General features: G+C 36.8%; 13 protein-coding genes. 8 read left to right on the top strand and 5 right to left on the bottom strand.

The genetic code is table 11. The features are described from left to right. Positions 1-22 precede the first annotated feature (22 nt). The gene (locus tag BW951_RS05710) at positions 23-1,969 is read right to left on the bottom strand and encodes a M4 family metallopeptidase (RefSeq protein WP_175608792.1); all 1,947 of its coding nucleotides are present in this window, start codon (positions 1,967-1,969) and stop codon (positions 23-25) included. A gap of 461 nt (positions 1,970-2,430) precedes the next feature. Between BW951_RS05710 and BW951_RS05705 the strand changes: the two genes are divergently transcribed. Both BW951_RS05705 and BW951_RS05700 read left to right on the top strand, forming a co-directional pair. Beyond that, complete coding sequence (locus BW951_RS05705; RefSeq protein ID WP_076390900.1) at positions 2,431-2,658, top strand: hypothetical protein; 228 nt, start codon at positions 2,431-2,433, stop codon at positions 2,656-2,658. 1 nt (position 2,659) lies between these two features. Further along, complete coding sequence (locus BW951_RS05700; protein ID WP_076390899.1) at positions 2,660-2,911, top strand: hypothetical protein; 252 nt, start codon at positions 2,660-2,662, stop codon at positions 2,909-2,911. 65 nt (positions 2,912-2,976) lie between these two features. Here BW951_RS05700 and BW951_RS05695 read toward each other — a convergent pair whose 3' ends face one another. Together BW951_RS05695 and BW951_RS05690 are read right to left on the bottom strand one after the other, a co-directional pair. Next, positions 2,977-4,029, bottom strand: coding sequence for a hypothetical protein (locus BW951_RS05695; RefSeq protein ID WP_076390898.1), 1,053 nt, complete (start codon positions 4,027-4,029; stop codon positions 2,977-2,979). Positions 4,030-4,037: 8 nt separating this feature from the next. After that, positions 4,038-5,249 (bottom strand): type IX secretion system plug protein, encoded by a 1,212-nt coding sequence (locus BW951_RS05690; RefSeq protein WP_076390897.1) that lies wholly within the window; start codon positions 5,247-5,249, stop codon positions 4,038-4,040. Between the two features lie 130 nt (positions 5,250-5,379). On the opposite strand from BW951_RS05690, the gene BW951_RS05685 reads away from it, so the two are divergent. The 6 genes from BW951_RS05685 to BW951_RS05660 all read left to right on the top strand — a co-directional run bounded on the left by BW951_RS05685 (position 5,380) and on the right by BW951_RS05660 (position 12,020). Further along, on the top strand, positions 5,380-6,018 hold the full coding sequence (locus BW951_RS05685; protein ID WP_076390896.1) for an MBL fold metallo-hydrolase: 639 nt from the start codon (positions 5,380-5,382) through the stop codon (positions 6,016-6,018). A 139-nt stretch (positions 6,019-6,157) separates the two neighbouring features. Continuing rightward, the gene (locus BW951_RS05680; protein ID WP_076390895.1) at positions 6,158-7,153 is read left to right on the top strand and encodes a phosphotransferase; all 996 of its coding nucleotides are present in this window, start codon (positions 6,158-6,160) and stop codon (positions 7,151-7,153) included. A gap of 396 nt (positions 7,154-7,549) precedes the next feature. Beyond that, the gene (locus BW951_RS05675) at positions 7,550-7,882 is read left to right on the top strand and encodes a hypothetical protein (RefSeq protein WP_076390894.1); all 333 of its coding nucleotides are present in this window, start codon (positions 7,550-7,552) and stop codon (positions 7,880-7,882) included. A gap of 78 nt (positions 7,883-7,960) precedes the next feature. After that, complete coding sequence (locus tag BW951_RS05670) at positions 7,961-9,151, top strand: hypothetical protein (RefSeq protein WP_076390893.1); 1,191 nt, start codon at positions 7,961-7,963, stop codon at positions 9,149-9,151. A gap of 130 nt (positions 9,152-9,281) precedes the next feature. After that, the gene (locus BW951_RS05665; protein ID WP_139326107.1) at positions 9,282-9,569 is read left to right on the top strand and encodes a hypothetical protein; all 288 of its coding nucleotides are present in this window, start codon (positions 9,282-9,284) and stop codon (positions 9,567-9,569) included. A 21-nt stretch (positions 9,570-9,590) separates the two neighbouring features. Continuing rightward, complete coding sequence (locus tag BW951_RS05660; protein WP_076390891.1) at positions 9,591-12,020, top strand: fibrobacter succinogenes major paralogous domain-containing protein; 2,430 nt, start codon at positions 9,591-9,593, stop codon at positions 12,018-12,020. 250 nt (positions 12,021-12,270) lie between these two features. Here BW951_RS05660 and BW951_RS05655 read toward each other — a convergent pair whose 3' ends face one another. Next, positions 12,271-14,709: a TonB-dependent receptor gene (locus tag BW951_RS05655; protein WP_076390890.1), complete on the bottom strand. Its 2,439-nt coding sequence runs from the start codon at positions 14,707-14,709 to the stop codon at positions 12,271-12,273. Between the two features lie 28 nt (positions 14,710-14,737). Then, positions 14,738-16,216, bottom strand: a complete 1,479-nt coding sequence (locus tag BW951_RS05650) for a trehalase family glycosidase (RefSeq protein WP_076390889.1) — start codon at positions 16,214-16,216, stop codon at positions 14,738-14,740.

Below are 16,216 nucleotides of genomic sequence, written 5' to 3'. Positions count from 1 at the left end.
TTAAAAATATTATGGTATACTATTATTTTTTAATTAAGTTCCCTGCTTTTTGTCCGTTTACGGTTACTACATAAATTCCCGGAAGCATGTTACCCGGAAGCTGAATTTCCACTCTGTTTGCTCCGTCTGTTAATTTCACTTTCTCGGAAATTTCTCTTTTGCCTGTTAAGCTCATCAGTTCTACCACTCCGCTTCCTTCTTTACCTTCAAATGAAACGGTAAATTTATCTGTTGCCGGATTTGGACTGATGGTGTATAACAATGCATCAGAAACCGCTGTTTTTCCTGCTGCAGAAGTTCCGCCTCCTACACCTACGGCATTCCATGCATTGGTAACCTGAGTAACTTCAGCACTTCCTGCACCGTATAAGTCTGCAGCAGCCTGAAGAGAATATGTTCTTGCATTCAGGAAAGTAGATGAAGAAGATAAATAGGTAGTCAGCGTTCTGTAAGCAATTGCTGCTGCTTTATCCAGACCTATTGCTGTAACGTTGTAAGCAAATCCTTTATCATTGGTTCCGCTTCCTCCGGTTACCAATAAATAATACCAGAAATTAAGAACTCCCGAATTGGTATGAACCCCACAATAGTCATTGGTTTGAGAAGGAGTTACACAACCTGTTGTCGTGGTTGCTTTCCAGTATGTTCCAAGATAGGTATCCGGCTGTCCGTAAGCATTCGGGTTTGCCATATCTCTGATCACGTAGCTGAAATCTTCTCCTAATTTCCAACTATTCTGTGTAGGTCTTGCCCAACGTTCTATTGAATTTCCAAAGATATCGGAGAAACCTTCATTTAATGCTCCGGATTCTCTCTGGTAAGCAAGGTTTGCTGTTTTGGAAGTCATTCCGTGAGCAATCTCATGTCCGCAAACGTCTAACGCTGTAAGAGGTTTTCCTCCATTGGTAGATGAACTTCCGTCACCATAGGTCATTCTGCTTCCGTCCCAGAAGGCATTAAAATAATTGGTAGAGTAATGTACATAAGATTTTATTGCAAAATGATTGTTATCAATACTCTTTCTTCCGAATTTTGTATACAGATAATCCAGCGTCATTTCCGCTCCCCAATGTGCGTCAGTCGCATATTGATCTTTGTTGGTATTAACGTTATTCCATGTGTTATCCGCATCTGTAAAATCTACCGCTGAAGCATAGCTGGTTCCCTTTTTCAGGTTGAAAGTCTGTACAGCAGTTCCGCCATTTCTTCCGGTTTCTCTTAATCGGTAGCTTCCGTTGTAAGAATCTGTTACGATGCTTCTGGTTCCGCTGTACCCTGTAACGGCCGTTCCCGGAGCATTTACATCATGGATGATAGCATCAACCCCCAATACTTTTCCGTCTTTTGCATCTACGAAAACATATTGTCTGCTTAAAGGTTTCTCTGCATAGATATCAAATTTGTAGGCTAACTTTAAGTCGTTCATTTTTTCATCCGATGGATCAGAGTAATAAACAACTTCACCTTTAGGAGCAAAAGAAGCATTGGCATCATTAGATTCTTTTTTAATGAATTCTTCTTCTTCTTTATTCTGCCATTTGTAAGATTCAGCCCCTACAAATGCCATTGCATTCTGTAAAGCGATGTTTTCTGAAATTTTTGCGCTTTTCTCTAAATTTTTCGGAGTTTTAACGATCCATTTTCCGGACTCTCCTACAATCTTGCCGTCTTTTGTCTGTACAGCCATCATTCCGTATTCTACAGGAATACCATCGATGGTCTGCTGAAATCTGTGTGTTTCAAATCCCAACTGATCTTTTTCAAATCCCAACTTACGACCTTGAGCCTGAGAAAGTCTCTGCGAAGCTTCATCAAACAAAACGGGACTGCCCTGAAAAGCAGGTCTGTCTTTTTCGAATCTCATAAAATCTGCATGCAATCCGTCTTTCGCCGGAATTAATTTTGAAGGAACATTTTGCCCGAAAACAAAAGAACATACAGCAACACTTGACACTAGGATAAATTTCATTTTCATAATAAATATTTAATGGTTTTAAATTTAATTAACATAAACTCTACACCAAATTAACGAAATAAATATTAATTATTCAATAGAAAATATTTATCAAAGAAAAAATCATAATTACGATTTTATAACAATTAACATTATTAATGTAAAATTTTATCTCAAAACAGATTTTATGTTAAAATATTTAATATAAATCATGCATTCTTGAATTAAAATTTTTCACTATGTAGTGCATTATAATTCAAAGTTGTTTGAATTATATACAAAAACTTCACTATTCTACAAAAACAAATAATCAATAAAATAAACAAATACCCCTATAAAAAATGCAAAATGATAAAAAAAATATTAAATAAACAAAACACACCCCCTTAAAAATTAAATAAATTTTTAAAATAAAATAATTTTTCATTACCTTTACCCTATCAAATAAAAAGTTCAATCTCTTAAATAAAGAAATGATGAATGCAACTGTAGAAATTCTGAAAAATAAAATTGAGAACTTAAATTCTGAAATGCTGGAAGCTTTTGCACAAATGATAGAAAATTTTGAGACAGAAAGAACAGCAGAAATACCACAATTCTGCATGGATGAAATTCTATACAGAATTCAGTTTCATAAGGAAAACCCCAAAACCAAACTGGATTTCTATGAAAACATTTCTGAGCTGAAAAAGTTTTGTGCTTAAAATGAATATACTGCTCTCTTCTATCGCCAAAAACGACATAAGACTCCTTATGAGAGTTTTTAATGCCGAAAAACAAAATAAAGGCATTGATTTTTTAGAAGAACTAAAAGAATGTGTAAACGCAATTTCAGAAAAAGAGAAAAAAAGATTTCAGGAAACCCTTGTTGAAACAATGCAGGGCTATCCCGTAAACATTCATTATCTTTTTGAAGATGAAAAAAATATTCTGATTACAGCCGTATTCAAAACATAGATTTATGCAACTTCCAGACTATTATTATATGCAAATCTCACGGATTTATCTGTGAGGTTTTTTAATTAATACATTTGCCATTTTTGCTGATTTCCTGCTCGTGTTTCATTTGTAATCTCAGAAATCAACGATTTCAAATCACAAGGATTCATTTCTTTTTCAATTTCTTTTATTAAAGGATCATAAACAGGAGTGTAATGAATTTTAAGAGCTTTCAGAACATACGTTTTGTTAGCAGGAGGCCAGAATCCTTTATTTATATAGGTGTTATTTTGTGCTATATAATTTAGAATTTCCAAAGCCTCTGAATTTTTATAGGCAGCAACAGCTTTTACAAAATAAAGCACATTATTGTCTAAGTTCTTCTTTTCCGAGAGTTTATCTTTAATATTATCTTGAAAATAACTTTTTAATAAAGGAAAAAATACAGCATCCGGAAATATCTCGATACTTTTAAAAATATTCTCCAGACAATAACCATTAATATTTTGCTCAAAAACAGACAGCAAAAGCTTACCATCCTGTTTCTTTCTAAATTTACTTAATGCATAGCATGAAGTTAGCTGATTGCCACAGTCCTTACTTTTAGTTTTTGCCCGTTCTTTAATCAAATGATAATATTTTTTATCAGGATCAATATCCTGAATCATCCAGTTGGAAATATCTAAATAAGAATGCTCTAATAAAACCCTCTCCGTCAATACTTTTTTCTGAATTGGTGACAATCCGTTTTTATCAAAAGCTTCTCTTATCATTACATCTGAAACTGAAAAATAACTTCCTGCATCTTCATAATACCACCATGCTACTTTAGCGGTATCACTTAGATGGTTGATCAGCAGATCAAAATATTCAGGTTCACTTCTGTTGATAATGGCTCTGTAAGCCACCACTCTTAACAGCGGTTTCTTCGCATCCATCAGTTTTATCAATTCTTCTTTAGATGCATTTCTTTCCAGAAATTTTTTTGCAACTGTATCAGAAACAGGGATTGCTTTCTCTTTAGAAAGCCTTTCAAGATAAGGTTTTAAATTTCCACTGAAATCATTAACGTCATATTCTTTTCTACATGATAAAGAAAGAACACAAATGGAAAGTGATAGAAATATTCTTTTCATTGAGAAGATTATCTCACCGGCGTTCTGAATTCACCATATCCCATTAATCCGTCATAATTTCTTCCGAAAGGAGCATAATATAAAAATGCCTGATAAAGATTTTCCGTCTGCCAGAAATTCCCGTTCACTTCACCGAAATTCAGCGTTCCGTCAGGATTTTTTGTTGCCAGAATATAGTTGTAAAAACCTTGCTTCAGATATATTTTTGCTACATATTTTTTTGAAGCTTCATCATACTGCATCTGGTTTTCTTTACTTGGCTTAAAATTATTAAAACCTCCCAAAACAAAAATTTCTTTGTCCGTAGGTTCAGAATCGAGATAAAAATGCACCCATGAATAATCTGCCTCTCTTGTGGCATCTCTTTCTCTTCCCAGATCATTTCTTCGGTAATACCAAGCTCCGTTTACATCCGGCTGATACTGATAGTTCAGCGGAAAAGCCCAGACCGGATGAAGATAAGTCTGGTTGACTCCTTCCAAAAGTTCGGTTGCACGAACCATATCTGCTGCCATATTCATATTTTTATTATCGAAATAATAAAACTCGTTATTCCCGGGAAAAACCAATGACAACTGCTGAAAAAGAAGCTGATTCCCCAATGTGGCACTTGGTTTTAAATTATTTATTGTAACATTAGGATTATTGTTCTGCATTACATTCAGCGTCATGGAATTGACATTTGATGCCAAATCTCCGCCTTTTGGAACGGCTTTCACTTCTACCCTTTGGTTGGCATCAGGTTTTCTGGCATCAGCAAATCTTGAAATCCCCAATGCTAAAGTTGCCGCATCCTCCACCACATAAAATCTTCTTTTAAAAAGAGGCTTCTCTGCAGAATCTTTATAAACGATCAGTTCAAAATTTCCTGAAATTTTTGGCTGCATTTTTTCATTCGGAAAGTTAAGTGTGTAATGGGTGTACGATTGAAGTGTGTTGAAAGAGTACTGAAATTTATCCAGTAAACCGTTTAAACTTCCGTTGGCAAACTCGGTAAAAAACAGATTATCGTCTTCCCAGTTTCTGTTGTAATGCTTTATGGTGTATCTGTAAATTTCACTTGCGTTGGTAAGATCATCGAAACTTAAAACCAACTGCTGATTAAAATTAATAACCGGTGTTTCGTCATTCGTCTGTGGATTGAACAGTTGAATGCTCTGGATGTTCTGTCCAAAAACCAATCCGCCCAGAGAAAGTAAAAGTAGCTGCAATGTTTTCATTATGACGAAGATAACGAAAAATCGTTTTTAAACATACAATATGGGAATCTTTATCAATTAAAAATTTATTAAAACTTTTAAACAAAAACTTTTGTAGCTACCTTTGTTTTAATAAAAAAATATTCAGAATATGCTTCAGATTCAAGGTTTCGTATTCAATTTTGCAAGCGAAAACACTTATATCCTTTATAATGAAAATAAAAAAGCATGGTTATTTGATCCCGGAAATATGAACGGACAGGAAACCAAAGCGATCGAAAATTTCATTTCAGAAAATGAACTGAAAATTGAAAAAATTCTTTTAACGCACGCTCATATTGATCATGTTTTAGGCTTACAATGGGCTTTTGACACGTATAAAGTCCCTGTTCTGATGCACAGAGAAGATAAGGAAGTGTTGGATATGTTCCAGATCAGCGGAATGAGGTTTGGTTTTGAGCTGGATCATATTCATGTGGAAATTCAATATATTAATGAGGGTGACGAACTGGATTTTGACGGAGAAAAGTTTAAAATCTATCATGTTCCGGGGCATTCTCCGGGAAGTGTGGTTTATCATAACGAAAATCAGAAGTTTATTGTTTCCGGAGATGTTCTGTTTGAAGGCAGTATTGGAAGAACCGATCTTTATAAAGGAAACTACGAACAATTAATTGACGGAATTAAGACCAAACTTTTCATTTTGGATAACGACACTCAGGTTTTCTCCGGACATGGAAATCCTACGAAAATCGGGTTTGAGAAGGAGTATAATCCGTTTTTTAAGTAAGAGTGTTTGAGTGTGGATGAGCTAAGAGAGTTTAGAAGCAAACAGTTTTGTTTTAAACTACCTCATTTGCATTTGCTTAAAACAAGATTCTTTCATATAAAGTACTGTTCACTCACGATTAAACAGAAATAAAGAATTAATGACAGAAAAATTCCCTACCATAAACAGTACGCTTGATCCCGTGTATCTCGGATATCTTATTCAACAAAAATACGGACTGAGCGCTAAAACCGAGTGCCACATCTTTCGGCTTGCCATGAATCATTTGTACATGGTTCATGATGAGGAAAAGAAATTTGTTTTCAGGGTGTATACTCATCATTGGCGGACAAAATCTGAAATTGAGGAAGAACTAAAGCTTCTTCTTCATTTAAAAGACGCAAACCGGCAGGTTGCTTTTCCTATTGCAGACAAATTTGGCAACTATATTCAGGAAATTGAAGCACCGGAAGGAAAAAGGTTCGGCGTTTTATTTTCCTATGCGAAAGGCATAAAGACAGCAAAATTTTCACCAGAAACAAGTTTTCTGATCGGACAGGCTTTAGCCAGAGTTCATCAGTCGGCAGAGCATTTTGAACTGAACAGGATTTCTTATGATGCGAAAAATCTGCTTATAAATCCTGTTGAAAAAATAAAAAAATTCTTTAACGATGGTAATTCCGAAGTTATTTTTCTGGAGAAATTATCTGAATTTTTAAGCCTTAAATTCGAAACTTTCGACAGACAAAAAATAAGATACGGAAGCGTACATCTTGATGTCTGGTTTGATAATCTGCATATTGATAATGAAAAGGAAGTTACTTTTTTTGATTTTGATTTCTGCGGAAACGGCTATTTATGTTTTGATATTTCCTACTTCCTGTTTCAGCTTTTGGCAACCAACCTGAACGAGGAAGAATATCGGGTAAAATCAGAAAGTTTTTTACAGGGTTATGAAATGGCAACAGCAATCAGCAACGAAGAAAAAAAGTTCTTATCTTACGCCTGTTTAGCTGTCATGACGTATTACATCAGTGTGCAGTGCGACAGATTTGAATTCTGGACAAATATCTTCCTGAATGAAGATCATCTGAAAAGGATGGTTGGAAATTTAAAACGATGGATGGCTTATCATTCTATTGAAATACATACTTGATCGCGTCAAATATTCTTTTTCTACTCCTTACTAAAAAATACTAGCAGATATTATCTTAGTCATAACCTGCCTAAAAATCACCTTTTCCACAAGAAACTTTTTCAATATATTTTGATATATTATCAAATTAAGCATTAATTTATTTATAACATAATAAAAAAAATAAACTTTTTTTATTATTTTAATAAAAAATAATTAACTTTAATTGCACTTATAAAAACATAATTTTTATTACTTTTTCAACAAATAGGTGATGAAAAATAGAAAATTAAAATATAATTATATCATTTTAGTTACAAAAAATGTTGCGGCTTTTACTACTTGTTACAGCACAACACAGTAGCTTTTTCACTTTTTATTTCATCGCTGAATCATATAAAAACAAATACTTAAATCATGAAACAAATTGTCTTAATTACATTTTTTTTTACAGGTTTGTTGTTACCCGCCCAAGTAGGAATTAACACAACAGATCCTAGAGGCACATTAGACATAGTTGGGGTTGCAAACTCCTTAACAACTATTGACGGGGTTATTGCTCCCAGATTGACTCGAGCACAGCTAACTGCTAAAGGAAACATATTGTATGGTACAAATCAAATAGGTGCAATAATATATGTTACAGATATCTCTGGCGGAGATACATCATCCCAAAGGATCAATATCACACAGATTGGATATTATTACTTTGATGGCGCGCTTTGGCAATTCATACAAGGGGATGATTGACACACTACTGGAAATACAGGTACGAGCTCTGCTACCAATTTTATCGGGACTAAAGATGCACAAGACTTAATATTCAAAATGAATAACGTTAATTCAGGAAGAATCAATACATTCAATACCTATTTTGGCTATGACGGACCAACAGTTGCCAATAACTTTGCCTATAATACAGCTTTCGGTACTTCCGCACTAAAATCTGTTACTACCGGAAACTTAAATACGGCTATAGGCAGGTCAGCCTTAGCTGCATCAACTACCTCTGGGCAAAATACAGCTGTAGGAGCTAATTCATTATCATCATTGGCAACTGGAAGCAGTAATGTAGCAATTGGTTTAGGAACCCTATCCTCTATGACAACAGGATCTGAAAATGTTGCGGTAGGTACCAATGCTTTAAACTCTAACACAACCAGTGGGCCCAATACAGCAATTGGTCATTTAAGTTTAGGAGGAAGTACCACAGGAACAAATAATACGGGAGTAGGACATCAAGCCGGGCAGCAAAATACAGCAGGATCTAACAATGTATATTTAGGTGGTCGGTCCGGTAATAATAATACTTCAGGTTCTAATAACATATTCATTGGATATCAGGCGGGTTATAGGGCAGTATCTACCGCCATGGGTAACAGGAATATTCTGATAGGTACAGTTAACCTTCCCAATGATGCGGGTGACGACCAGCTTAATATTGGTAACCTAATTTATGGAACCGGCATGTCAGCAGCTAGTAATACATCAACTCCATCCGCATCTGGAAAAGTAGGGATAGGAACCAATAATCCACAAACAGCATTTCATGTAATTGGTACTATTAGAAACCCTACTGTACTTACAAATACTTACGCTAATACAGACTCTTTTGTTACCGCAGATGCCACCACTGGAGATTTAAAATCCACTCCATTTATACCAGTAAGGATTGGTCCAGCGTTAACACTTAGCGGGACAACTGATATGTCAGCATTTATCCCTTCACAATTAGCGGATTTTTATTTTGTAGATAGAATACATACACTCACCTTGCCAACACCTACTACCGCTTTTGCCGGAAAATTAATACGTTTTTATCTGTTTGGAGGAAATCCGCCTAATTTTATTATAAATGGAGTTTCTACTGCAGACATGTCAGCCGCAGGTACACTGCCTTCTGGTGTCACTAAACCTACCGGAAGTAATGTGTTAACCATCACCGGAAATAACATGAGATTTCAGTTTATTGATATTATTTGTGATGGCTCAAATTGGTGGCCTAATATGATAGAATAAATTATAATAAATTAAACAACAAAGTATGAAAAACACAAAATTATTTTCGTTAAAGCAAGTGAATGTTAGAAGTATTAACACACATGCTAATCATTGTAATGCTTTTATAAGAAAGCTGATTAATAGGATTTTGTTATTAGCCTTTACTCTTGTAGGTATTGGGACATTTTCCCAGATGGGAATCAATACTCCTACACCAGAAACTACTCTGGATATAAGGGGAACAAATCATCTGGGAGCGGTGACAGCTAAAGACGGCATACTGGTACCCAGAGTAAACGATCTTACTGTTAATGGAACGGTAAACGGACAGCTGGTTTACCTTATTGCAGATGCGGGTTCTTTCTCTAAAGGATTCTACTATTGGAATGGGAGTATTTGGTCTTCTATGGGAGGAGATAAGACAGATGATGCTTGAATAAATGATCCTGGTAATATTTTGGTAAAATTAGGAACCAAATCGGATGGAGCGACAGCAAGAGATGTAGGAACAGATTTTGTCGCAAAAGACAATGGGAATGTTGGAATAGGAACAGATTCCCCTCTTGTTTCTGCTATTCTAGATCTCACCTCTGAAAACAAAGCTTTGCTAATAACCCGTGTTCCCAATACTTCAGCAATTGCAGTTCCTGAAAATGGAATGTTGATCTATGATATTGCTAATAAATGTATAAAAGTCTATCAAAGTAATTCTTGGTCTGATTGTTTAGGAACACTTACTAGTCCCATGATTAGTGGATTAAACTGTGCTTCTGCTACACAGACAGGATCTGTGGTTTCAGGCTCTTCTGTAAATGGGGTATACATATCTGTTCCTTATACAGGAGGTAACGGTATAGCATACAGTAGCCAGCTAATCAACAGTACAGGAGTAACAGGATTAACTGCAGTTCTTAATTCTGGTATTCTTACCAACGGAAATGGCGGAAATTTTATTTTTACAATTTCTGGAACTCCTATTGGCTCTGGAGTAGCTTCTTTTCTCTTTGCTTTTGGCAGCTATAGCTGTACTTTTACGATTAATGTTAACGGTGCAGGTGCAGTATCTGTTTTAGATTGTGCAGGAAGTACTCCGACTGGTACTTTAACGGCAGGTGTTGCTTCTTCCGGTGTTTCCCAAACAGTAAGCTATACCGGTGGTAATGGAGGGGCATATCCTTCTCAAAGTGTTTCATCTTCTGGCGTTTCAGGACTTACAGCGTCTCTTAGTGCTGGTTCTGTGAATAATGGTTCAGGATCAGTCGTTTATATCATCTCTGGAACACCGAGCTCTGCCGGTACTGCTCAATTTGCCATTACACTTGGAGGAAGTAGCTGTAGTTTTACCAGAACGGTAAATTCGCCCTCTGCTACTGTAACTTCTCTTAATTGTTCTTCCGGAAGCTATAGCCCGTCAAGTGCTAACCAGAATGTTGCCTATACTGGTACCGCTACTATCCCTTATACCGGGGGTAATGGAAATTCTTATTCTGCAGGTGCGGGTATATCTTCCACTGGCGTTACTGGGTTAACTGCGACTTTACAGGCAGGTACGCTTAATTCTGGTGCTGGTAACCTTACTTATACTATCTCCGGTACACCTATTGGTAGTGGTACAGCAAACTTTGCTATTACGTTTGGCGGACAGAGTTGTACTTTTTCTCTTCCCGTAACTGCAGCTATTACTATTCCTACATCTATAACATTGGCTCAGAATAGAGTACATCTGATAGCTTCTATATATGATCAGGATTATTTACCATATACTGCGCCTACAGTTCCTGCTTCTACAAATGTACAGGCTGCTGATGGCAGCAATGAGGCCATTACAATAAATGTACAAGGTACTCTGACTACAACAGGTGTTACAGTAAGAATACCGGTAACAGCTACGGCAAGTAATACCTTACCTGCATATTCTACTACAGTAAATGTACCTGCTAATCTTACAGAAGATGGGATAAGCAGAAATGTTACTCTTTCTTGGACATCACAGGCATATACTTCTGCAACCAAATATATTACAGCAACGATAGCATCTGTAGGAGGTGTGCTGAACGCTAAAAAATTAGACCTTAATGCCGGTCTTGGTAATGATACTTTAGGAGTTCTTTTAGCAAGTTTGGTATATCCTTATAACAATGCGTACAATACCACGACTTATCAGGTAAGAGATATTTCTGGAATTCCTGATAAGATGTTTGGTATGGCAGATAATACAGGTAATAGTACTTCGCATAATATGTTATACCTGCCGGTAACAGGAGAAGACGGCAACACTTGGCTTAATAATAATTTAGGAGCTCATTATGCAGATACTAACCACGCAAGCTTTAACCCTGCACAGCAGGCTACAAGCGCTACAGACCATTTGGCTTATGGAAGCTTATTTCAATGGGGTAGAAAACCTGATGGACATGAGTTGATAACAAGAACTTCAGCTACTACGTCAACAACTGTTAACGGAACTACTTTTACTCAAAGTGCTAATCCTACCGATGCTTTATTTATTAAATACGGAGGTGGATCCGGTAATTGGGGGAATGGTGACAGAACAATTTGGACAGGTGTAAATGCAGTTAATAATCCTTGCCCAAGCGGATATAGAGTACCCACCACTACTGAGTGGTCTAATTATGTTACCTCCGCGGGCATTACAAACTTAACTACAGCGGCTAATTCTATTTTGAAAATTTCTGCAGGAGAAAGAAGAGAACCTGATTCGGGGACTATAGGTGTTGTAGGAAGAGGACTGTATGGAACAAGTAATGATAATTTGTCAAATGGATGGGGTTATTACAGATATTTTAGTGATACGGTTTCCCCACTTACACAAACTTTAGATTATTATAAAACCACTGGTACAAGTATGCGCTGTATAAAAAATTAAGAATCTTTTTACTATACCAAAGAAAGTTTTCTTTGGTATAGTATTGCCAAAAGAACTCTTTAAAGAATTATAATAACAAAAAATTATTTACCACAAAAAGAGATAACGAGATATTGGAATTTGAAGGAAAGTGGAGTCATTAGAAAATAGATCAAATTTTTATTCCATGCCTTTGTAAAACGTTCGTAAATAACAAAAAACCGTCAGAAAAATTCCTGACGGTTTTATCAATTATATGAAGAAATAAATTTTAGAAATCCAGCGTAATGGAAGCTCTTACCGCAGCACCCATAATTGGTCTTGCCATAATAATTCCGTCTCCCGATGGAGATCCGGCTCTTGGATCACCTTCTGTAATTCCGATGGTATTAAAGATATTGGTTCCGTCCACCGCAAAACGGATTTTGCCTAACTGATAAGAAGTTCCCGCTCCAAATTCTGAGAAAGAAGGCAGAGTCTGCGCATTTTTCTCATCCTGAAAACGTTTTCCGTAGTAATTCATGCTTACATAAGCTCTCCATTCTTTGGTAAGATTTACCGCAGGAGAAATATTAAAGTAGAATTTCGGCATTCTTCTCACGGTATTTCCGTCATAATTGAATGTAGATCCGTCTGCATTTCTTCCCGTGAAGTCTTTGTATTTCGGACTTTGGATCGTTCCGTTGAATGTTACTTCAAACACGTTGTTGAATAATCTTGCGTATCCTTCCAGCTCAACTCCTAAGTTCGTGGTATTTGCAAATTTGTTCTCTGAGCTTCCGTCTGAATACACATCGGTAAACGAAAGATTTTTCAATGTAGAATAGAACGGAATTACCGCCACATCAAACGTTCTTGAGTAGTACTTATACCCCACTTCCAACTGATTGGTTGTTACCGGCTTTACAACAGATAAATTATTCATATTGTTGTAGTACGCTTCCTCATTCGGCGATCTGAAACCATTGGAGAAACGGGCATACACTGCATTTTCTTTATTGATTTTATAATTCAGCGCCGTTGTGAAAGAAACTTTATTCACATCAAAATTCCAGTACGTGTATTTATTGCCTAAAACAGACATATTTTCGTCCGCAGTGGTTGTTGCAAAACTGTGCGTTCCGTCAGTAGTCAATCCGGAATTGTTAAGATTTCCGCTCGTCGTGTTCACCCCGTAACCTTTATAGAAATCTCGGCTGTAACGAATTCCTCCGTTAAAACTAAGATCATCGGTAATGTTGTAATCCAAATTCAGATAAAGATCATTCAGACTTCCCTGAATCTGAGAATCTCTCAACAGGAACGACATATTGGTAACCCCATTGTACGTTTTAGAATAACCTACACTGTTTGGCGTTAATGAAGTATCCACCAAATTCAGCAATTCCGGTTTGTCTGAAGCGGTAGTTAAAATATTGCTCCAGTTCCAGTATTGATGGGATTTCCAGTTAGATTTGTAGAAACCAGCCGTTACATTCCCTTTATCAAACTTATAACTGAACTGCAAATCGTTCACAAAATTATTCATCTGCTTATCGATTGCCCAGAATCCTAATTTCTGAACGTAGCCCGGATTTACCACCGCTCCGTTGCTTACCATTGAATATTGGAATGTATTTCCTGCAATTCCTGCCCCTTTAGCAAAATCAGCCGCACTTTGAGGTCCGCCTGCAGGGAAAATTCCCGTATAATTCATATTGATATTGGTATATCTTGTCTTGTTTAAAACAGAGAAATTGCTACCAAGATCATATTTGAATTCCGCTCCCAGAACATCAACTTTCGGATGAATTCCATCCTCTAAATTTCTGCTGAAAAATCCTCCGCCTACTTGTGGAATATTCAACTGACTGATGTTTCTGTAACTGTACGTTCCGTAATTGGCATCAAAACCGGAAAACTCTTTCAGATCATTTCCGTTCTGTACCAAAGGAATCGGAAGGAAAAATGTATTTCTGTCATCCAGTTTTTTGTAATAGATTTTGGCATAACCTTTATCGAAAACATATTTCAGATTCATTCTGATCTGTCCGCCCTGATTGGCTTTAAAACCTGTTTTTCTGATTCCGTCATCCGTTCTGTAAAAACCTCCTACATTGAAGAATAATTTATCCTGAACCAAAGCTCCTCCTACATTTACATCAGTACGCATCAAACCATAAGTACTGGTTTCCAGTTTTGCCGTTCCTCTGAAATCGTTTCCGCCTTCTTTGGTAATAAAGTTAATTAAACCTCCCGGAGAATTGTTCGCAAAAATAGAACCTGAACCTCCTCTCAAAGCTTCTAATCTGCTTACCGAATTGTCTACACGGAAGAAATTATCTGCATTCGCAAACTGTAATGCTCCGTCTTCAAACACGGGAAGACCATCTTCCTGAACCTGTACAAATTCATACGCTCCCGCAGAAGGAATACCTCTTGCGAAAAGGTTGTTTCCTACTTCACCACCGGAAGTTTCTACCGCAAAACCGGGAACACGCTGTAGCAAAGCTGCCGCACTGATCGGGTTTTGTTTCTGGATTTCTTTTGCTGTAAAAGTAGAAATCGCCGTACTCGATTCTATTTTCTTCTTCGGGTTAGAGTTACCCGTAATAACCACCTGTTCGATGAAAGCCGATCTCGTGGAATCTTTAGGAGTTTCCTGAGCGTATGCGTTGTTGTAATACAAGGTTGCAATACCGGCAAGTAAAAACATCGATCTTTTTTTCATAGCCTTATTTGATTTTTATTTGTTAGTTTTAATTCTTTTTTAATTTGAGATACACTCCGTTTGTCCATCCGAAACCATCCTGATTAGGATATTCTCCGCCTCCTGCAACGGTTTCGATGTCTAAAGCATTGTATTTTTCCATCAGTTTTCCGGTGTTTTTGTATACCCTTTCCACATTGCTGCACCAGTTGTTTTTAATTTTTTCAGCCAGATCATCAAAACCGTAGTTTTTCATCGACTGATAACCCAACCATTGATACGGCGCCCAAGCGTTTGGAAAATCCCATTGCTGACCTGTGTTTTGAGTAGTCGTTACCAAACCTCCCTGATACAGAAATTTTTCTTCAATATTTTTCGCAACTGCCTTTGCCTGATCTTCACTCGCGATTTTCAGGAATAAAGGATAAAGAGCAGCAATATGTTCAGACGCTGTGTTTGTGTTTTTTTGAATATGATAATCCTTGTACGTTCCGGAAGTTTCGTCCCAGAAATACTGATCTATTATTTGTCTTCGCTTTGCTGCTCTTTCAGAATAATCAATTTCTTTTTCATTTAATTTTTGAAGCGATGAGGATTTTGCGAGTGTTTTTTCCAAATGCCATAAAAGGCAGTTTAGATCAACTTCGGCAAGATTCAACGTTTCAATAGTCTGTATATGTTCTCCGTCTGCAAACCATCTGCTGGAAAAATCCCAACCCGATTCGCAGGCGCTTCTGATGTTTCGGTAAAATTCTTCTCCCGCATTTTCACTGTCTTCAATATCAATTAAATAACTTTCAGGACGCGGTATGTTTTCAGCATCATAATACCTGTTCAATACATCTCCGTGAATTGTTTTCACCACTCTATTTACCGCCGAACCATTTTCCAGTTTTTCAGCTCCGCTCATCCAGAAAGCATATTCCTTTTCTAAAGTGTCATAGTATCTGATGTAGTTATTTTCGTCTTTTGTTGTTTCGAAAAGCAGATCCAGCATCAACGAGAAATAGGGCGGCTGAGAACGGCTTAAGAAATGAGTGCGGCTTGCATTCGGTACAAATCCTAAATTTTGAATAAGATAAGAACAGTTTTCAATAATGTTTTCCATCATTTCCACCCTTCCTGAAACCTGAAGTCCCAACATGATGTAATAACTGTCCCAGTAGAAAAATTCGTTAAAACGCCCTCCCGGAACCACATACGGTTTTGGAAGTTTCAGCAAAGTTCCTTTTTCCTCATAGGCTGTTCTTGTCAGTTCATCCCATAATTTTTCGATGTGTTCCTCAATCGGAAGATGATTCTCCCTCTGAATCGAAATTTTAGCTCCTAAAAAATCGAAATTTGACAGGACAAATTCTTTCAGATCAAAATTTTCCGACTGCTTTTCCGCTTCATATTTTGCATTAATTTCTTCGACCGGAAACAAAGGAACCGCATCCGTCATCATCTTCTGATCTTCAAAAACCTCTGATCTCTGTACATCATCAAAAAGAGCCTGAATTTCATGTATATATAATTGCTTGTTCAT

Source organism: Chryseobacterium gambrini, from assembly GCF_900156825.1.
GTDB lineage: Bacteria > Bacteroidota > Bacteroidia > Flavobacteriales > Weeksellaceae > Chryseobacterium > Chryseobacterium gambrini.
Note: the sequence above shows the minus strand (reverse complement) of the source record. Positions and strands in the feature narration are given on the sequence as shown.